Source organism: Streptomyces sp. NBC_00464, assembly GCF_036013915.1.
Lineage (GTDB): Bacteria > Actinomycetota > Actinomycetes > Streptomycetales > Streptomycetaceae > Streptomyces.
Window position 1 is genome coordinate 4,361,229 of the sequence record NZ_CP107899.1, and the last position, 18,555, is coordinate 4,379,783.

18 protein-coding genes are annotated in these 18,555 nt (G+C 69.3%); 12 read left to right on the forward strand and 6 right to left on the reverse strand.

Annotation, left to right across the window (positions count from 1 at the left end):
* The first annotated feature begins 424 nt into the window (after nucleotides 1-424).
* The 5 genes from OG912_RS19690 (at nucleotide 425) to ccsB (ending at nucleotide 6,012) form a co-directional block, all read left to right on the forward strand.
* Nucleotides 425-1,687, forward strand: a complete 1,263-nt coding sequence (locus OG912_RS19690; RefSeq protein ID WP_327710487.1) for a hypothetical protein — start codon at nucleotides 425-427, stop codon at nucleotides 1,685-1,687.
* A 67-nt stretch (nucleotides 1,688-1,754) separates the two neighbouring features.
* The gene (locus tag OG912_RS19695; protein WP_327710488.1) at nucleotides 1,755-2,363 is read left to right on the forward strand and encodes a TlpA family protein disulfide reductase; all 609 of its coding nucleotides are present in this window, start codon (nucleotides 1,755-1,757) and stop codon (nucleotides 2,361-2,363) included.
* 4 nt (nucleotides 2,364-2,367) lie between these two features.
* Entirely contained in the window at nucleotides 2,368-3,129 is a 762-nt protein-coding gene (locus OG912_RS19700; protein WP_327710489.1) for a cytochrome c biogenesis CcdA family protein, read from the forward strand.
* A gap of 7 nt (nucleotides 3,130-3,136) precedes the next feature.
* Complete coding sequence (gene resB, locus OG912_RS19705; RefSeq protein ID WP_327710490.1) at nucleotides 3,137-4,933, forward strand: cytochrome c biogenesis protein ResB; 1,797 nt, start codon at nucleotides 3,137-3,139, stop codon at nucleotides 4,931-4,933.
* Nucleotides 4,930-6,012: a c-type cytochrome biogenesis protein CcsB gene (gene ccsB, locus OG912_RS19710; RefSeq protein WP_327710491.1), complete on the forward strand. Its 1,083-nt coding sequence runs from the start codon at nucleotides 4,930-4,932 to the stop codon at nucleotides 6,010-6,012. Before resB ends, ccsB begins: the two co-directional genes overlap by 4 nt.
* 72 nt (nucleotides 6,013-6,084) lie before the next feature.
* Here the strand turns inward: ccsB and OG912_RS19715 are convergent, their stop codons facing one another.
* From OG912_RS19715 to OG912_RS19730, 4 genes are all read right to left on the reverse strand, one after another.
* Nucleotides 6,085-7,653 (reverse strand): ABC transporter substrate-binding protein, encoded by a 1,569-nt coding sequence (locus OG912_RS19715; RefSeq protein ID WP_327710492.1) that lies wholly within the window; start codon nucleotides 7,651-7,653, stop codon nucleotides 6,085-6,087.
* Nucleotides 7,646-9,766, reverse strand: coding sequence for a hypothetical protein (locus OG912_RS19720; protein ID WP_327710493.1), 2,121 nt, complete (start codon nucleotides 9,764-9,766; stop codon nucleotides 7,646-7,648). The genes OG912_RS19715 and OG912_RS19720 overlap by 8 nt, the downstream gene beginning before the upstream one ends.
* A gap of 128 nt (nucleotides 9,767-9,894) precedes the next feature.
* Nucleotides 9,895-10,350 (reverse strand): nucleoside deaminase, encoded by a 456-nt coding sequence (locus tag OG912_RS19725; protein WP_327710494.1) that lies wholly within the window; start codon nucleotides 10,348-10,350, stop codon nucleotides 9,895-9,897.
* Nucleotides 10,347-11,654: an aldehyde dehydrogenase family protein gene (locus OG912_RS19730; protein WP_327710495.1), complete on the reverse strand. Its 1,308-nt coding sequence runs from the start codon at nucleotides 11,652-11,654 to the stop codon at nucleotides 10,347-10,349. Before OG912_RS19730 ends, OG912_RS19725 begins: the two co-directional genes overlap by 4 nt.
* Before the next feature lie 151 nt (nucleotides 11,655-11,805).
* Between OG912_RS19730 and OG912_RS19735 the strand changes: the two genes are divergently transcribed.
* Nucleotides 11,806-12,270 carry a MarR family winged helix-turn-helix transcriptional regulator gene (locus OG912_RS19735; protein WP_327710496.1) on the forward strand — a complete coding sequence of 155 codons (465 nt, stop codon included), beginning with the start codon at nucleotides 11,806-11,808 and terminating at the stop codon, nucleotides 12,268-12,270.
* Between the two features lie 31 nt (nucleotides 12,271-12,301).
* Here the strand turns inward: OG912_RS19735 and OG912_RS19740 are convergent, their stop codons facing one another.
* On the reverse strand, nucleotides 12,302-12,700 hold the full coding sequence (locus OG912_RS19740) for a PLD nuclease N-terminal domain-containing protein (protein ID WP_327710497.1): 399 nt from the start codon (nucleotides 12,698-12,700) through the stop codon (nucleotides 12,302-12,304).
* Between the two features lie 88 nt (nucleotides 12,701-12,788).
* Between OG912_RS19740 and OG912_RS19745 the strand changes: the two genes are divergently transcribed.
* The 3 genes from OG912_RS19745 to OG912_RS19755 all read left to right on the forward strand — a co-directional run bounded on the left by OG912_RS19745 (nucleotide 12,789) and on the right by OG912_RS19755 (nucleotide 15,908).
* Complete coding sequence (locus tag OG912_RS19745; RefSeq protein ID WP_327710498.1) at nucleotides 12,789-14,246, forward strand: menaquinone biosynthesis decarboxylase; 1,458 nt, start codon at nucleotides 12,789-12,791, stop codon at nucleotides 14,244-14,246.
* Nucleotides 14,243-15,160 carry a menaquinone biosynthesis prenyltransferase MqnP gene (mqnP, locus tag OG912_RS19750; RefSeq protein WP_327710499.1) on the forward strand — a complete coding sequence of 306 codons (918 nt, stop codon included), beginning with the start codon at nucleotides 14,243-14,245 and terminating at the stop codon, nucleotides 15,158-15,160. Before OG912_RS19745 ends, mqnP begins: the two co-directional genes overlap by 4 nt.
* 82 nt (nucleotides 15,161-15,242) lie before the next feature.
* Nucleotides 15,243-15,908, forward strand: a complete 666-nt coding sequence (locus OG912_RS19755; RefSeq protein ID WP_327713477.1) for a UbiX family flavin prenyltransferase — start codon at nucleotides 15,243-15,245, stop codon at nucleotides 15,906-15,908.
* Nucleotides 15,909-15,918: 10 nt separating this feature from the next.
* Here OG912_RS19755 and OG912_RS19760 read toward each other — a convergent pair whose 3' ends face one another.
* Complete coding sequence (locus OG912_RS19760; protein ID WP_326736853.1) at nucleotides 15,919-16,053, reverse strand: hypothetical protein; 135 nt, start codon at nucleotides 16,051-16,053, stop codon at nucleotides 15,919-15,921.
* Nucleotides 16,054-16,185: 132 nt separating this feature from the next.
* Between OG912_RS19760 and OG912_RS19765 the strand changes: the two genes are divergently transcribed.
* The 3 genes from OG912_RS19765 (at nucleotide 16,186) to OG912_RS19775 (ending at nucleotide 18,502) form a co-directional block, all read left to right on the forward strand.
* Nucleotides 16,186-16,641: an Lrp/AsnC family transcriptional regulator gene (locus OG912_RS19765; RefSeq protein ID WP_136330825.1), complete on the forward strand. Its 456-nt coding sequence runs from the start codon at nucleotides 16,186-16,188 to the stop codon at nucleotides 16,639-16,641.
* A gap of 50 nt (nucleotides 16,642-16,691) precedes the next feature.
* Nucleotides 16,692-17,855, forward strand: a complete 1,164-nt coding sequence (mqnE, locus tag OG912_RS19770) for an aminofutalosine synthase MqnE (protein ID WP_326740653.1) — start codon at nucleotides 16,692-16,694, stop codon at nucleotides 17,853-17,855.
* Between the two features lie 122 nt (nucleotides 17,856-17,977).
* Nucleotides 17,978-18,502 (forward strand): GNAT family N-acetyltransferase, encoded by a 525-nt coding sequence (locus OG912_RS19775; protein ID WP_327710500.1) that lies wholly within the window; start codon nucleotides 17,978-17,980, stop codon nucleotides 18,500-18,502.
* The last annotated feature ends 53 nt before the right edge of the window (nucleotides 18,503-18,555 follow it).

Sequence of the window (18,555 nt, forward strand, 5' to 3'; positions counted from 1 at the left end):
CGCCCCGGTTCGGCCGGTGGGTGGGCCCGGGTTCGACCCGGTGGTCGTTTTGTCCTCAATCGCCGGACGGGCTTGATGTGGCCGCCCCTGTCCGAGGTGTGGCCGCTGGTGCCGGACGGGCTTGATGTGGCCGCCCCGGTCCGAGGCGTGGCCGCTGGTCCCGGCAGGGCTTGATGTGGCCGCTCTGCGGTCCGAGATGTGATCGCTGATCATTTGTGGGCCGACCGGACGGAATTTCGCCGTCCGGGGTTTCGGCCTGCCGTTTTTCGGGGCGTTTCGGGTCGATCTTGCGTTCGGTCAAGTCCGGGGGCTGGTTCCGTAAAGAATTGTGTGCTAATTCGCGGAACCTCCGTGTTGCTTCACCCATCTAAGCCTTTGCCAGTTTGTATGGACTTGAGGCAAAACGACCGCAGATGGGAACCGCATGCGTGACATCAGCCGAAGGGGTTTGCTCGGAGCCGGACTTGGGGCCGCGGCCGCCGTCGGGGTGGCGGGCTGCAGTTCTTCCGGGACTTCCGACACGGGCCGGGCGCGGCCGGACAAGGGTGCCAAGGGAGAGAAGGGTGCCGACGGTGCGGTCAAGGGAAACGGACCCGCGAAGAAGGACGTCCGCGCCATCGGGGACGGTTCCACCGCCGACACGGGGAAGCAGCCGCACCAGCCGTCCGCGCCCGTTCCGCTCGAACCGGGCCAGAAGCCGCCGCAGTTCGTGATCTTTTCCTGGGACGGCGCCGGCGAGGTCGGCAACGGGCTGTTCCCGCGTTTCCTGGAACTCGCCAAGCAGCACGACGCGGCGATGACCTTCTTCCTCTCCGGGCTCTATCTGCTGCCCGAATCGAAGAAAACCCTCTATCGCCCGCCCAACAACCCCATCGGCGCCTCCGACATCGGCTATCTCACCGACGGTCACATCAAGGAGACGCTGAAGAACGTACACCAGGCCTGGCTCGACGGGCACGAGATCGGCACGCACTTCAACGGGCATTTCTGCGGTGGTTCCGGATCGGTGGGCAACTGGTCGGCGTCGCAGTGGCAGAGCGAAATCGATCAGTCGATCTCCTTCGTCACCGAATGGCGCACCAACACCGGCTGGACCGACCTCGATCCACTGCCTTTCGATTACCGCAAGGAACTCATCGGAGGCCGCACGCCCTGTCTGCTCGGACAGGACAATCTGTTGCCCACCGCGAAGAAGCTGGGCTGGCGCTACGACGCCAGTTCGCCCGGCGGCACCCAGGTCTGGCCCACCAAGCGGATGGACGTGTGGGACCTGCCGCTCCAGGGCATCCCGTTCCCCGGGCACAGCTTCGAGGTCCTCTCCATGGACTACAACATCCTGGCCAACCAGTCGCAGAATTCGACCAGGGGAATGCCGTCCCGCTATCCGGGCTGGCGCGACCAGGCCACCGAGTCGTACATCAGCGGTTTCCAGCGTGCGTACGAGACGAACCGTGCGCCGTTCTACATCGGAAACCACTTCGAGGAGTGGAACGGCGGCATCTATATGGATGCGGTCGAGGACGCGCTCAAGCACATCGCGGGGAAGCCGGATGTGCGCCTCGTCTCCTTCCGGCAGTTCGTCGACTGGCTCGACGTCCAGGACCCGGCGGTGCTCGCGAAGCTCCGTACTCTGGAGGTCGGACAGGCACCCGACGGCGGCTGGAACTCCTTCTTTAAACAAGCCTGACAACGGGCTTTACGGGCACCGAGGGGGGTGCCCAAGATCCCCGAAACTGCCATGCGAAACTTTTCACATGAGCTATGGCCGCGCACCTCGACGCCGCTTCACCCTGCTCGCCGCCCCCGCGGCGGCCGCCGCGCTCGCACTCACGCTGACCGCGTGCAGTTCGGACAGCCAGACCGGTGGCGGCGGCGACACGAACTTCGTCACGGGCAAGGGCGGAATCGCCACCGCGGCCAAGGGCGATCGTGTCGAAGCCCCGAAGCTCGACGGCGAGAGCCTGGACGGCAAGAAGCTCGACCTCGCCGACTACAAGGGCAAGGTCATCGTCCTGAACGCGTGGGGCTCGTGGTGCGCCCCCTGCCGGCTGGAATCGAAGTACTTCACCAAGGTGGCCAAGGCCACCGAGGACCAGGGCGTCCAGTTCGTGGGGGTCAACACCCGCGACACGGAACGGGCCCAGGCCGTCAGCTTCGAGAAGGACTACGGGGTCACCTACCCCAGCTTCTACGACCCGACCGGGAAGCTCCTACTGCGCTTCCCCAAGGGAACGTTCAGGCTGCAGTCCATCCCGTCGACCGTCGTCATCGACCGCGACGGAAAACTGGCCGCCCGCTTCGTGGGCGGGATCAACGACACCCAGCTCCGCGAGATGATCGACCCCCTGATCGCGGAGAAGTGATCAGGTGATCACCCTCGCCGCCGCCACGAACAACGAGACGGTCCTGAGCGGGGCCCTGCTGGTCGCCCTGCCCATCGCCCTTCTCGGCGGGCTCGTGTCCTTCTTCTCGCCCTGCGTCCTGCCGCTCGTCCCCGGCTACCTCAGTTACGTCACCGGAGTCAGCGGCGCCGACCTGGCCGACGCCCGGCGGGGGCGCATGGTCGCGGGCGCCTCGCTCTTCGTGGCCGGATTCACCGCCGTGTTCGTCTCCGGCGGTGCGCTCTTCGGCTTCTTCGGCGACACGCTCCAGGCGAACAGCGGGCCGCTCACCAAGGTCCTCGGCGTGCTGATGATCCTCATGGGGGTCTTCTACATGGGCCTGATGCCGTGGATGACCCAGCGCGAGTTCCGCATCCACAAGAAGCCGGTGACCGGCCTCGTGGGCGCCCCGCTGCTCGGCGCGCTCTTCGGGATCGGCTGGACCCCCTGTCTGGGGCCGACGCTGAGCTCGGTGAGCATCCTGGCGTTGGACCAGGGCACCGCCGGACGCGGGGCGATACTGACCGTCGCCTACTGCCTCGGCCTCGGCATCCCCTTCGTGCTCGCGGCCGTCGCCTTCCGCAAGGCGCTCGGCGCGTTCGGGTGGGTCAAGCGCCACTACGCATGGGTCATGCGCATCGGCGGCGGCATGATGATCGTGACCGGGCTGCTCCTGCTGACCGGTGTGTGGGGCAGCATGATGCAGGAACTACAGGGCTGGTCCGCCGGCTTCCAGGTGGGGATCTGAGTACGGAATGAGCAACACCAAGTCCAACCCTTCCCAGGAGCGCGAGCGCCCCGACGAGCGGGAGGTGCGCGCCGAGCAGGACCGGGAGACCGCCCAGGAGCTCGGCGCCGCCGGCTCCCAGCTCTCCACCGCTCCGCGCGAGGAGGCCCTGGCGAACCTTCCCGCCATGGGCGTCATCGGCTGGGCCCGCTGGTTCTGGCGGCAGCTCACCTCCATGCGGGTCGCCCTGATCCTGCTCTTCCTGCTGTCGCTCGGCGCCATCCCCGGCTCGCTGATCCCGCAGAACAGCGTCGACGAGCTCAAGGTGCAGACCTTCAAGGGGCTCCACACCACCGTCTCGCCGATCTACGAGAAGCTCCAGTTCTTCGACGTCTACAGCTCGGTGTGGTTCTCCGCGATCTACATACTGCTGTTCGTCTCCCTCATCGGCTGCATCGTGCCGCGCACCGGCACGTTCATCGGCCAGCTGCGCAGCCGCCCGCCGGGTGCGCCCAAGCGCCTGACCCGGCTGCCCGCGTACACCACGTGGCGCACCGAGGCCGAGCCCGAGCAGGTCCACGAGGCCGCGCTCAGGATGATGCGCAAGCGCCGCTACCGGGCCCATGTCGACGGGAACGCGGTCGCCGCCGAGAAGGGCTATCTGCGCGAGGCCGGGAACCTGATGTTCCACATCGCGCTGATCGTGATGCTGGTGGCCTTCGCCTGGGGACAGCTCTTCAAGTCCGAGGGCGCCAAGCTGGTCGTCGAGGGCGACGGGTTCTCCAACACGACCACTCAGTACGATAACTTCAAGTCCGGCTCGCTCTTCGACGACGACTCGCTGGTCCCCTTCAGCTTCAACCTCGACGACTTCATCGGTACGTACGAGCGCAGCGGCCCGCAGATCGGAACGCCCCGGACCTACGAGGCGCACGTGACGTACTCGAAGGGCGCGTACGGCAAGCCGAAGAAGACCGTCATCAAGGTCAACGAGCCCCTCGTCGTCGACGGCACGAAGGTCTATCTCAACGCCCACGGCTACGCGCCCGTCGTCTCCGTCAAGGACGGCAGGGGCAAGGAGGTCTACAAGGCCGCCGTGCCACTGCTGCCCCTCGACAACAACGTCACCTCGTCCGGTGCGATCAAGGTCCTGGACGGTTACCGCGACAAGAACGGCAAGAAGGACCAGCTGGGCTTCCAGGCCTTCTTCGTGCCGACCTTCGCCGGTAACGGCAAGGGCACGATGTTCTCGCAGTTCCCGGCCGCCGACATGCCCGTCCTCGCGCTCAACGGCTACCACGGCTCGCTCGGCGTCGACTCCGGCCTGGCGCAGAACGTGTACCAGCTCGACAAGTCGAAGATGAAGGAGTTCAAGGACTCCGAGGGCAAGCAGCTCAAGCAGCGGCTGCTCGTCGGCGAGACGATGAAACTGCCCGACGGAGCCGGCTCGATCACCTTCGAGGGCCTCCAGGAGTGGGCGAGCTTCCAGATCTCCGAGCAGCCCGCCAGCGGCTGGGCGCTCACCGGGGCCATCGGCGCGATCGCCGGACTCGCCGGCTCGCTGTTCATCCAGCGGCGCCGGGTCTGGATCCGTGCCGTGCGCGGCGCCGACGGCGTCACCGTCGTCGAAATGGCAGGGCTCGGCCGCAGCGAGTCCGCGAAGCTTCCCGAGGAGCTGGCCGATCTCGCGGTCACGCTCAACGCCGTGGCGCCCACCGCGCCCGGCCCTGACACCGACCCCGACCCTGATCCGGACCCCGGCACCCCCGGCACCCCCGTCGCCGCCGCGTCCTCCGCAGAACCTTCCGAAGGGGCTGAGAAGTGAATCTCGCCGCCGCAACCAACGAGAATCTGGCACACACCAGCAATGTGCTGATCTATTCGTCGATGGCCGTCTACACCCTGGCCTTCTTCGCGCACATCGCGGAGTGGGTGTTCGGGTCCCGCAGCAAGGTCGGCCGCACCGCCGCCTCACTGACCACCGAGCAGGCCGCCGCCGGCACGGTGAAGGTCCAGGTCGCGCAGAAGGGCGGCACCACCGCCGTACTGGAGCGGCCGAAGATCGTCACCCGTTCCGCGGCCGGATCGCGCGACGTGCCGGACGGGCCCGGCGCCGCGGGCGGCACCTTCAAGGGCGACCTCTACGGGCGGATCGCGGTCTCCATGACCGTGCTCGCCTTCCTCGTCCAGGCGGGCGGGGTCATCGCCCGCGCCCTGTCCGTGCAGCGTGCCCCCTGGGGCAACATGTACGAGTTCTCCATCACCTTCTCCACGGTGGCGGTCGGCGCGTACCTGACCCTGCTCGTCCTGAAGAAGAACGTCCGCTGGATGGGCCTGATCCTGATCACGGCCGTCCTGCTGGACCTCGGCCTCGCGACCACGGTCCTCTACACCTCCAGCGACCAGCTGGTGCCCGCACTGCACTCGTACTGGCTGTGGATCCACGTCTCCACCGCCATCATCTGCGGCGCCGTGTTCTTCATCGGCGGCATCGGCACGCTCATCTACCTCTTCCGCGACAGCTACGAGAGCAAGATCGCGAACGGGGGAGAGCCGGGCACGTTCGCCCACTCCGTGCTCTCCCGGATGCCGTCCGCGTCGAGCCTCGACAAGTTCTCGTACCGGATCAACGCCGCCGTCTTCCCGCTGTGGACGTTCACGATCATCGCGGGCGCGATCTGGGCCGGCGACGCCTGGGGCCGCTACTGGGGCTGGGACCCCAAGGAGGTCTGGTCCTTCATCACCTGGGTCGCGTACGCCTGCTACCTGCACGCCCGCGCGACCGCCGGGTGGAAGGGCCGCAAGGCCGCCTACCTGGCGCTGATCGCCTTCGGCTGCTGGATCTTCAACTACTACGGCGTCAACATCTTCGTCACCGGCAAGCACTCCTACGCCGGCGTCTGAGCGAGCCGCCCGCACACCACGGCTGCCCGTCCCCGCTCCGGCGGGGACGGGCAGCCGTGGTTCATACCCCGGTCAGGGCGCCGACGACGGAGGCAGGCACTGCTCCTTCGGCGGCTTCCCCTCCGGCCAGGCCAACGCCGAGAACCGCTGGTGCGGCGGGTCCGGTGCCAGCTCCACCACCGGCACGGCCTTGTTGTACGGGTTGCCGTGGTTGTCCAGGCAGATCCAGCCGCTGGCCCCCCGCACCCGCAGGGAACCCTTCACCCGGGGCCACTGGCCGCCCACGTCCTCCAGGCCCGGCAGCTCCTTACCGTCGGAGGTCGCCCGCCGGATCCCCGCCACCGCCAGCGTCATCGCGTCATGGGCGATGATCAGCTGCCCGTCGGTCAGGTCGTCGTGCGCGGTCGGCCCGATCGGACCGACCGGCTTCTTCCCGACCTCGGCCAGCAGGTCGGTGAACGCCCGGTAGTCCTCCGCTGAACCGCCCGTCGGCTGCTTCTTCCCCGCCGCCACCGCGGGCCAGGCGTCCGGATGCGCCAGCGAGGCGTAGCGGACGGTCACCTTGCGCCGCAGCGCGTTCCGGTCGAGCTTCTTGTCGTTGCCCAGGTACGAGCCCTCGTCACCGGTGAGCACCGTGAACGGGCGGCTCTGACAGCCGCGCGCGCCCAGCGCGTTGACGAACTGGCGCAGCTGGACGTGGCGCCCGGCGAAGAACACCGTGTTCGCGTCCGTGTCGCAGATGAGGTGGGTGATCTGCTCGAAGGTGTTGGCCGTGGTGCCCTCGTCGTACGGATCCTTCCGCGAGGTGAACAGCTCCGGCTCGTACTTCGACCCCTTCAGCAGATTCCGGAACGCCGACTTCAGGGTGTCCGTGTAGTGGTCGCCGCTGCGGGTGTCCTGCACCAGCAGCGCCTTGTCCGCCTTCACCTCACCGAACGAGGCCAGCGCGCGGGCCTCGTCCCGGTTGGTCGGCGACACCCGGGCCAGGCCCGGGAACGGGTCGCCGGCCGGGCCGTTGGCGATGTCGTCGGCGGTGATCGTGGAGCCCACGACCGGAATCCCGGCCCCGGTCAGCTCCTTCACCGCCTCCTTGGTCTGCGTACTGCTGATCGCGACCCCGGACACCGCGCGCAGCCGGTCGGGGGCTCCTGTCATCGTCAGCAGCCGGTCCACCACCGGTCGCCACTGGAGGCTGTTGCTCCCGATGTTCGCGAGCACCACCCGGATCTGCGGGACCTGCCCGTTCGCGTGGTGGTTGGCCCGGTACTGCGCGGCGAACGCGCCCTGGAGCTCATGCAGGACCTTCGTCCGCATGGACGCGTCGGTCGAGGTCAGCGGGAGCAGCAGTGCCACCGTCGCGTACGGGGTGTCCTTCTTCAGCGAGCGGTTCTCCCGGCCGATCGCCGCGGCGGCCGACGTCAGCTGCGACTGCCCGAAGTCGTAGCCGTCCCCGGACACCCCGACGCACTCGTCGCTGTCCTGCGGCCGCTCCACTCCCTTCGCGCAGGAGCGGTCCTCGGGCGCGGTGACGCGGTCCACCCCGTACCAGCCGGCCGTGACCAGCAGGGCGGCCGCCACGACCGATGTGATGATCTTCTGTCGGGTGGTCCACCACAGGCGGTACCGCAGCGGATTACGCATCCGGACCACCGTCCCCCGGGCCGTGCGGCCCGACCCGGGCCGGGGCGGGCGCGCCCGGCGGCATGGACAGGGCCCGCCAGTCCCGCAGATCGCGCGGCCAGTGCGTCGCCGCGTCCCAGAGCACCGCGTGCCCCGTCGCATGCCTGCCGGACAACTGCCGCAACTCGTGCGCCATCTTGTCGATCACCTCTTCGTCGGGCAGAGCCAGCGGATCGGACAGCAGCCAGACGGCGTGAAGCAACCGCCGCAGCTGCAACTGGAGTTCGGCGTCCCGCTCGACGAGCCCGGCGAGCGCCGCCCGTTCGTCGTCCGAAGCGGCCGCCCGCCCCAGCGCGACGGCCCGCCGCGGATCGGGACCGGTGCTGCCCGGCGGGCGCGGGAACGGGGCCGAGGCGATGAACCGCAGCGCGTCGAGCCAGCTCAGCACGTCGGGCCGGGCGAACTGCACCCGCAGATGCGTGACGCAGTCCTCCGCCGCGCCCAGCACCAGCTCCTGATGCAGCCGGTGCCGTTCGCTCGGGCAGGCGCCCCCGGCGGCGTAGGCCGAACGCAGCGTCTCGTGCACCGCGCGCCACACCGCGTAGTACGGCGGGTCGTCGTCCTGGAACCGCAGCCGGTGCAGCAGCAGCGCCCGCAGCAGCGGATCGGCGACGAAGTGCTCCGGGCCCACCGGCCAGTCCTCCGACCGCAGCGCGTCCCGCACCCGCAGCGCCACATCGCCGTCCGACGACTCCCCGCGCAGCCGGGTCGTGGCCAGCAGCCGCGCCGAGTCCTCGCCGTGCGCGGCGGCCAGCACGCTCAGTACGTCCGGACGCTGCCCGGGCAGCAGCCGCTCCAGCAGCTCCTCGGCCACCCGCACCGGCGGCCGGTCCTCCCGCAGCTCCACCGTGCGCTCCAGCAACGCCCCCGGCACCAGGCCGCCCGGGTCCGGCGACTCGCCCGCCGCCTGCGCCAGCAGGGCCACCCCGAGCGGTCGGCCGCCCGTCAGCCGGTGCACCCCGCGCGCCAGCCCGGCAGGGGTGCGGCCGTGCGGATCGTGCCGGTCCAGCGCTGAGCGCACATGGGCCGCGTCCAGAGGGGTGAGGCCGACCGCCAGAATCCCGGAGGTCACCTCCGTGCCCCGTGCCCAGTGCGAGGCGTGCGCCACCTCGGGCAGCCGCCGGCGCACCGCATGGCTCAGGCCCGCGTGGTCATGGACGCGGGACGACGCGAACACCGCGACCTGGTCCCGCACCCCGCCCGTGCGCTGCCGCAGCAGCGGTTCGACCAGCTGTCGGCCAAGCGGGGTGTGCGCGTTGTCGAGGAGCAGGACCGGACGGCCCCGCCGGGCGCCGCGCGCCATCCCGCGATACGCCCGCACCAGGTCCTCGACCAGGGCCAGCACCAGATGGTCCTCGGCGCGGCGGCGCAGATCGCCACCGCGCTCGAAGTCGACCGCGAGCTGCCGCAGCCCGATGCGCCCGTTGCCGCCCGCGTGCGGATACGTCCCGTACCAGTCGGCCGACCGGCGCTGGAACCGGCTGAACGTCTCCTCGAGTACCGTCTCCACGGTCGCCTCGGCCACCATGCCCGCCATCGGCGCCATCGAGTCGAACGCCCCGGCCGCCAGCTTCGTCAGCACCTTGGTGACCCAGCCCGTCGCGGTGTCGCCGCGGGTGTCGAGCGTCGCCAGCACCGGGCCGAGCGACTGCAGATCACGCTGGGCCCGCGACTCGTCCTCCCGCCGCCAGGACACCGAGGCCACCGCCACAAGTCCCAGGCTGAGGCGGGGAAACTGCACCGGACGGGCCGCGTGCACCCGTGCCGTGAGCTGGGTGGCCAGCTCCGGCAGCACCCCCGTCACCGGCGTCCAGCCCGGCCCCGGATCCGCGGGCGGCAGCACCGCCTCGCAGTCCACCAGGGCGACCGGCGTGATCTCCCGGTACAGGCTGCGCAGTTGCTTGAGCACAGCCGTCTTGCCCATGCCGCGGCCGCCCGTCAGCACCGCGACCGGCGGATCGTCGCCGTGCTCGCAGACGACCCGCCGCGAACCGTGTGGAGTGAGGCCGGTCAGGCGCGCCGCAAGTCCGTCATCACCGAAAATCGCCTCGCGCCCGTACAGCTCTCGCTCCACAGCACCCCCAGCGCCGCCGCCCATCACGATCTGTCACCCCGTCAACACCAGGATATCGACAGGGTGTTGGAGGGAGGTGACAATATTCGAACGATCGGTGCCGGGGCCCGGAGCGAGGTGCTGGGGGATCAGTCGTCGCCGATGTCCTCGTTCCACAGCGCGGGGTGCTCCCGTACGAAACCACGCATCAGCTCCACGCAGGCGGCGTCGTCGAGCAGCACGATCTCCACCCCGTGCCGGGCCAGCCAGTCGTGCCCGCCGTGGAAGGTCTCGGCCTCGCCGATCACCACCCGCGAGATCCCGAACTGCCGTACCAGGCCCGAGCAGTACCAGCACGGCGACAGCGTCGTCACCATCGTCGTACCCCGGTACGAACGCTGCCGCCCGGCCGCCCGGAACGCGGCCGTCTCCGCATGCATCGACGGATCGCCGTCCTGCACCCGCCGGTTGCGGCCACGCCCCAGCAGCGCGCCGTCCGCCCCGTACAGGGCGGCGCCGATCGGGATACCCCCCTCGGCGAGTCCGGCACGCGCCTCGTCGAGAGCGGTCGCCAGCCACGCCGCGTCCCGGCCCACCGCGCTCACGAGGGCATCGGGGTGTCCAGGACCGCCTTGCGGTGGCTGAACGTCTCCAGCGAGTACCGGCCGTGGTAGTTCCCCATCCCGCTCTCGCCGACCCCGCCGAACGGCAGGTCGGAGACCGTGAGATGGGCCAGCGGCAGCCCGATGCCGACCGCGCCCGACGACGTCTCGCCGATCAGCCGCTCACGTACGGCTTCCGAGTCGGTGAACGCGTACAGCGCCAGCGGCTTGTCGCGGTCGTTGATGAACGCGATCGCCTCGTCGAGCCCGTCGACCGTCACGATCGGCAGCACCGGGCCGAAGATCTCCTCCCGCATCACGGGCGCGTCCGGCGCCACGTCGGCCAGCACGGTCGGCGCGATGTACTTGCTGTCCCGGTCGTACGTCCCACCGGTCACCGTGCGGCCGGAGTCCAGCAGCCCCGTCAGCCGGTCGAAGTGGCGCTCGTTCACGATCCGCCCGTACTCCGGGTGCGTCGAGGCGTCCGCCCCGAACAGCTCCTCGATCGCGGCTGCGAGCGCGTCCGCGAGGGCGGCGCCGGTCTCCGGGTCGGTCAGGACGTAGTCGGGGGCGACGCACGTCTGGCCCGCGTTCAGGAACTTGCCGGCCGCCAGCCGGCCCGCGACCGCCTTCAGGTCCGTGTCCCGGTCCACGAACACCGGTGACTTGCCGCCCAGTTCGAGCGTCACCGGCGTGAGGTTCTTCGCCGCGGCGGCCATCACGATGCGGCCCACCGTGCCGTTGCCGGTGTAGAAGATGTGGTCGAAGTGCTCTGCCAGCAGCGCGGTGGTCTCGGGAATCGCACCCTCCACGACGGCGACCGCGTCCGTGTCCAGGTACTGCGGCAGCAGCCGCGCGACGGCGGCAGAGGTGGCGGGCGCCATCTCGCTGGGCTTCACCACGACCGCGTTGCCCCCGGCCAGCGCGCCGACGAGCGGGGCCAGCAGCAGCTGCGCCGGGTAGTTCCAGGGCGCGATGACCAGGACGACGCCGAGCGGGTCCTGCACGGTCAGCGCCTTCGCCCCGCGCAACGAGGCCGGTACGGGGGCCGGTTCGGGCCGCAGCCAGTCGGCCAGATGCTCCAGCGTGTGGTCGATCTCGCGGATCGTGAAGTCGATCTCGGTGCGGTACGCCTCCTTGCGGCTCTTGCCGAGGTCGGCGTTGAGCGCGTCGGCGAGCTCGTCACCGCGCTCGGTGAGCAGCGCGCGCAGCTGCCGGAGTTGCCCCGTGCGCCAGTCGAGGCTCTTGGTGCGCCCGGTGCGGAAGGTGGTGCGGAGGCGGTCGACCGTCTCGGATACGGAGGGCATGGAGGTACTCCCTGCGGTGGGGGGAATGCGGCTGAACACCGGCGAGGCCGGCATGGAACTTGATATGCTCAAGCAATACAGTTCATGTAACTGCCATAAGTTGAGCATGTCAAATAAATGTCGGCAGACGCCGATCGAAGAATGGCCGACCATGACCACCGAACCGACACCCCGCGCCGCCACTGCTCCGGACGATCGACCCGCCCCGACCCCGGAGGACCTCCTGGAGCCTCTGGCCCTCGTCGTGCGCGGCCACCACGACGACCTCACCGCCGTCGCCGCCCGTCATGGCCTGTCGACCTCGCAGGCCCGCGCGCTGATCGCGCTCAACGCGCCCATGCCGATGAGCGCGCTCGCCGCCCACCTGGTCTGCGACGCGTCCAACGCCACCGGTCTCGTCGGACGCATGGAGACCCGCGGCCTGGTCGGCCGGACCCCGTCCCCCGACGACCGCCGCTCCAAGGTCGCGAGCCGCACCCCCGAGGGCACGGCGCTCGCCCACACCATCCGCGCCGAGATGCGCGCGGTGCACGGCGCACTCGAAGCACTCACCCCCGAGGAGCGCACAGCACTGCTGCCCCTGCTCAACAAGCTGGGGCAGCAGTTGTACGCGTGATCGGGCAGCGGGCAGCGGGAAGGACCGACGGTCAGGAAGCGGGCGGGGTCGAGCCCTCCGGCCCGCTCTCCCGCCGCTTGAGCTCGTCCTCCCGGCGGCGCAGGTCCGCCTCCCAGTCCTTGAGGACCGCCTCGTCCTTCTCGTTCTCGTCCTTGAGGGACTTCAGGAAGTCGGGATTGTCGTCGGGTGCCACCCACTGCTGGCGGTGGTTGCGGTGCCATTCGGACGGCGTACGGCCTCCGGCGGGCACCTCGCGCATCTTGCCCGCGGCCAGCCACACGATCGGGCCGACGATCCAGAACAGCAGGATGATGAAGACCCAGGCGATCTTCGGCAGGTGTTTGGCCTCGTCCTCCGGGGTGTTCAGGCAGTCGATGAACGCGTAGATCGTCAGCGCCAGAGGCAGGAGATAGATCAGAGCCCGGAACATGGTGAAAGGTCCCCCCGAGGAGAGTTGGCGGGGCAATGTCCCGCCCCGGTGACGGGCCCAGGGTAGCGGGTGGCCGATACTGGTCGGCATGGCTTACGACGATCTTCGATCCCTCCTCCGGGCTCTGGAGCGCGAGGGCGAGCTCAAGCGCATCAAGGCCGAGGTCGACCCGTATCTGGAGGTCGGCGAGATCGTCGACCGGGTGAACAAGGCCGGCGGGCCGGCGCTGCTCTTCGAGAACGTCAAGGGCTCCTCGATGCCCCTGGCCATGAACGTCTTCGGCACCGACAAGCGCCTCCTCAAGGCCCTCGGGCTGAAGTCCTACGCCGACATCAGCGACAAGATCGGCGGACTGCTCAAGCCCGAGCTGCCGCACGGCTTCGTCGGTGTCCGGGAGGCCTTCGGCAAGCTCGGCACGATGGTGCACGTACCGCCGAAGAAGGTGAAGAGCGAGAACGCCCCGGTCCAGGAGGTCGTCCTCACCGGCGACGACGTGGACCTGGACCAGCTGCCCGCGCTGTTCACCTGGCCCAAGGACGGCGGCTCCTTCTTCAACCTGGGGCTCACGCACACCAAGCACCCCGAGACCGGCATCCGGAACCTGGGGCTCTACCGCCTCCAGCGTCACGACCGCCGCACCATCGGCATGCACTGGCAGATCCACAAGGACAGCCGCAACCACTACCAGGTCGCCGCCAAGCGCGGTGAGCGGCTGCCGGTCGCCATCGCCTTCGGCGCGCCGCCCGCCGTCACCTACGCCTCCACCGCCCCGCTGCCCGGGGACATCGACGAGTACCTCTTCGCCGGGTTCATCCAGGGCAAGCGCATCGAGATGGTCGACTGCAAGACCGTCCCGCTCCAGGTCCCGGCCAACGCCGAGGTCGTCATCGAGGGCTGGCTGGAGCCCAGGGAGATGCTTCCCGAGGGGCCGTTCGGCGACCACACCGGCTTCTACACGCCGCAGGAACCGTTCCCCGCGCTGACCATCGACTGCGTGACCATGCGCAAGCGGCCGCTGCTCCAGTCCATCGTGGTCGGCCGGCCGCCGACCGAGGACGGTCCGCTGGGGCGGGCCACCGAGCGGTTCTTCCTGCCGCTGCTCAAGATCATCGTGCCGGACATCGTGGACTACCACCTGCCCGAGTCGGGCGGTTTCCACAACTGCGCGATCGTCTCGATCGACAAGAAGTACCCGAAGCACGCCCAGAAGGTGATGAGCGCGATCTGGGGCGCGCACATGATGTCGCTGACGAAGCTGATCGTCGTCGTGGACTCCGACTGCGACGTCCACGATCTCCACGAGGTCGCGTGGCGGGCGCTCGGCAACACCGACTACGCACGCGACCTCACCGTCGCCGAGGGCCCCGTCGACCATCTCGACCACGCCTCCTACCAGCAGTTCTGGGGCGGCAAGGCGGGCATCGACGCGACGAAGAAGTGGCCCGAGGAGGGCTACACCCGGGACGGGGGCTGGCCGGACATGGTCGAGTCCGACCCGGACACGGCGGCGAAGGTCGACCGCCGGTGGAAGGAATACGGACTGTGAGCGCCGCCGAAGCGACCCTGGGCTCCGGGCCCGCGCAACCGAACAGCAAGGTCAAGGCGTTCCTGCGGCTCGTGATGATCGAGCACTCGGTCTTCGCGCTGCCCTTCGCGTACATCGCCGCCCTGACCGCGATGTTCGTCGAGGACGAGTCGATCCACTGGGTCACCCTGCTGCTCGTCACCGTGGCCATGGTCGGGCTGCGGACGTTCGCGATGGCCGCGAACCGGATCATCGACCGCGAGATCGACGCCCGCAATCCGCGTACCGCCAACCGCGAGCTGGTGACCGGTGCGGTGTCGGTGAAGTCGGCGTGGACGGGTGCGCTCGTGGCCGTAGTCGTGTTCCTCGGGGCGGCGGCTCTGCTGAACCCGCTCTGTCTGGCGCTGGCACCGCTCGCCGTGATCCCGATGGTCGTCTACCCGTACGGCAAGCGGTTCACGAACTACCCGCACGCGATCCTGGGCATCGCCCAGGCCATGGGGCCCATCGGCGCCTGGCTCGCGGTGACGGGCAGCTGGTCGTGGGACGCGGTGATCCTGGGTCTCGCCGTCGGCGTCTGGATCGGCGGCTTCGACCTGATCTTCGCCTGCCAGGACGTGCAGGCCGACCGCGCCCACGGGGTGCTGTCCGTCCCGGCGCGCTTCGGTGTGCCGGCGGCGCTGTGGGGGGCGCGGGTCTGTCACGCGGTGACGACGGGCCTGCTGGTCTGGTTCGGTCTGGCCACGGAGGCCGGGCTCTTCTACTGGATCGGCATGGTGATCGTCGCGGTGGCCTTCGTGTACGAGCACCGGGTGGTGCGGCCGCACGATCTGTCGCGGCTGAACCGGGCGTTCTTCCAGGTCAACGGGTTCATCGGGATCGCGCTGTTCGCGTGCGCGCTGCTGGACCTGCTGGTGCGCGGCCTGACGGTGTAGTACCCGTCGCGGGTCCGAACTCCTGACGCGCCCGCGCTGTGGCGTGCCGGATAGGCTCGGGGGTGTGGATTCCGGGACTTCAGTGAGTCAGCAGCGGCGAGAGCCTTGGATTGTCGGGGTTTCGGGCGCTTCGGGCACCCCATTCGCCGCTGCCGTGCTGCGCGGTCTGCTGGCCGCGGGGGAGAGCGTCGATCTGGTGGTGAGCCGGGCCTCGCGCCTCACGCTGCTGGACGAGACGGGGATCGCGTTCCGCGACGCGCACTGGCAGGAGGATCTGCGCAGCTGGCTGGCGCGGGGGGCGGACGGGAAGCCGCACACCTTCGATGTGGATGTGTCCGGTGTACGGCACTGGGCGGCCGGCGATCTGGCCGCGGGGCCGTCCTCGGGGTCGTATCCGGCGAAGGGGATGCTGATCGTGCCCGCGTCCACGGCGTGCGTGGCCGGGGTGGCGCTCGGGCTCTCGAAGGATCTGCTGCAGCGGGCCGCGAGCGTGACGCTCAAGGAGCGGCGGAAGCTGGTCGTCGCGGTGCGCGAGACGCCGCTGAACGGTCAGACGCTGAAGCACATGGTGACCCTGGACGAGGCGGGCGCGGTCGTGCTGCCCGCCTCTCCGGCGTTCTACGCGGGTGCGACGCATATCCAGGATCTGGTGGATTTCGTCGCGGGGCGGGTGCTGGACGCGGCAGGGGTGCCGCACCTGCTGTACCGCCGCTGGGAGGGAGAGCTCGGTGGTGGCTCTCCCGGCTGATCCGGTGGGGTCAGCGCTTCTTGGGAGTGCGCGGGTTGCGGGTCTTGTCGACCCGGTGGGCCGCGGCGGGCTGGTGGGCACGCGAGCGGTTGGCCAGGTCCTGCAGCTCGCGCATCCGGGCGTAGGCCATCTCGATCGTGTACACGGTGTATCCACTCCTGAAGATTCGAAAGCATTTTTTGGAAATCTGGAAAGATTTGCAGGCTGTGAAGCCTGCATGCCTTAGATTCTACACATAGACTCGCGGTACTGCTGAACAATGGAAGGTTTCAGTCACATGGACGCGGTGGACAGGCAGCTCATTCAGGCCCTCAGGGAGAACGGCAGGGCCTCGTACGCCGAGCTGGGACGGCTCGTCGGGCTCTCCGGGCCCAGCGTCACCGACCGCATCAACCGGCTGGAAACCGCCGGTGTCATCACCGGCTACCGCGCCACCGTCGACGCCGCCTCGCTCGGCCTCGGGGTCACGGCCCTGATCGGCATCTCGCTCTCCGACGCCGCCGACCACGAGGACGTGGCGCGCCGGCTGAAGGACCTCGCCGAGATCGAGGACGCCTGGTTCATCGCGGGCGACGACTCCTACATGCTCAAGGTCCGGGTCGGTGACGTGGACGGACTGGAGAAGACCATCCGCCGGCTCAGCGGCACCAAGGGTGTCTCGCGCACGCGTACGACGATCGTGCTCTCGACGAAGTGGGAGAACCGGGTCGGAGACCTCCCCGAAGAGAGCTAGGCGTACGGTGATCTGAAGTCTGTTACAGAGAGAAAATGGGAGGCGCCCTAGTGGACGCGGGACTCAAGCGCGAGCTGGAGCAGAAGGTCCGGGACGGCGAGCGGCTGTCCCGCGAGGACGGGATCGCGCTCTACGAGTCCGACGACCTGGCCTGGCTGGGCGGGCTGGCCCACGAGGTGCGTACGCGCAAGAACGGCGACGTCGTTCACTTCAACGTCAACCGTCACCTCAACATGACCAACGTGTGCACCGCCTCGTGCGCGTACTGCTCCTTCCAGCGCAAGCCGGGGGAGAAGGACGCGTACACGATGCGCATCGAGGAGGCCGTCCGCCTCGCGAAGGCGATGGAGGGCGAGAGCCTCACCGAGCTGCACATCGTCAACGGGCTGCACCCCACCCTGCCGTGGCGCTACTACCCGCGTTCGCTGAGCGCGCTGAAGGAAGCGCTGCCGGAGGTCTCCCTCAAGGCGTTCACCGCCACCGAGATCCACCACTTCGAGACCATCTCCGGTCTCTCCGCCTCCGAGATCCTCGACGAGCTCATCGAGGCCGGTCTGGAGTCGCTGACCGGCGGCGGTGCGGAGATCTTCGACTGGGAGGTCCGTCAGCACATCGTCGACCACGCCACCCACTGGGAGGACTGGTCGCGCATCCACCGGCTCGCGCACGAGAAGGGTCTCAAGACCCCGGCGACGATGCTGTACGGGCACATCGAGGAGCCCCGTCACCGCGTCGACCACGTGCTGCGGCTGCGTGAGCTGCAGGACGAGACCGGCGGTTTCCAGGTCTTCATCCCGCTGCGCTACCAGCACGACTTCGTGGACATGAAGGACGGCAAGGTCCGCAACAAGCTCCAGGCGCGGACGACGATGGCGACCGGCGCCGAGGCGCTGAAGACCTTCGCGGTCTCCCGGCTGCTGTTCGACAACGTTCCGCACGTCAAGGTCTTCTGGGTGATGCACGGCGTGCAGACCGCCCAGCTGGCGCTCCAGCACGGCGCGGACGACATGGACGGCTCGGTCGTCGAGTACAAGATCACGCACGACGCGGACAACTACGGCACGCCGAACAAGCTGGGCCGTGAGGATCTGCTGGACCTGATCCGCGACGCCGGTTTCCGGCCCGTGGAGCGCAACACCCGGTACGAGATCATCCGCGAGTACCCGGGCCCGGACGCGGACCGGCGCGAGTCGCCGCAGCCGATGCGGGTCTGAACCGGCGCGCGCCCCGTCGCGCGCACCGCTGTACGAAAGCTCCGGCCGCCGTCCCCGGCCGGAGCTTTCTCGCGTTTCGGACGGTGGTTGAGCCGACGGGCCGTAATGGTTAATCTGCGCCTATGGCGCTTACATTTGAACTGGATCCCACGTTCGACCCGTCCGTCCGGGACGGCATAGCCGCGCTCTGGGCCGATGTGTCCAACGCGGGCGGGGCGGTGGGCTTCGTACCGCCGGTCACGGCCGAGGACGTCCGGCCCGAGCTGGTCAAGCACCTGGTCGCGATGGCCGAGGAGCGGACCCGGCTGCTCGTCGGCTACGACGAGGACGGCACCATCGCCGCCACGGCCTTCCTCACCCACAACGCACACCGGCTGATGAGGCACTGGCTCTGGATCTACACCGTCATGGTCCACCCCCGGCACCAGGGCCGCGGCTACGGACGCGATCTGATGGCCGCGGCAGCCGACGCCGCGCGCACCATCGACGGCATCGAGGCGATCCGGCTCACCTGCCGCGGCGGCACCGGCGCCGACCGCTTCTACGGCGCCTGCGGTTACAAGGAGGTCGGACGGGTGCCGGGAGCGATCCGGGTGGCCGAGGGCGACGACCGCGACGACGTCATCATGCTGCTGCCGCTTCGCTGAGAAGGCCTGCCGGGCCCGCCTGGCACGCGTGGGACGCAGCCCTCCGAACTGAT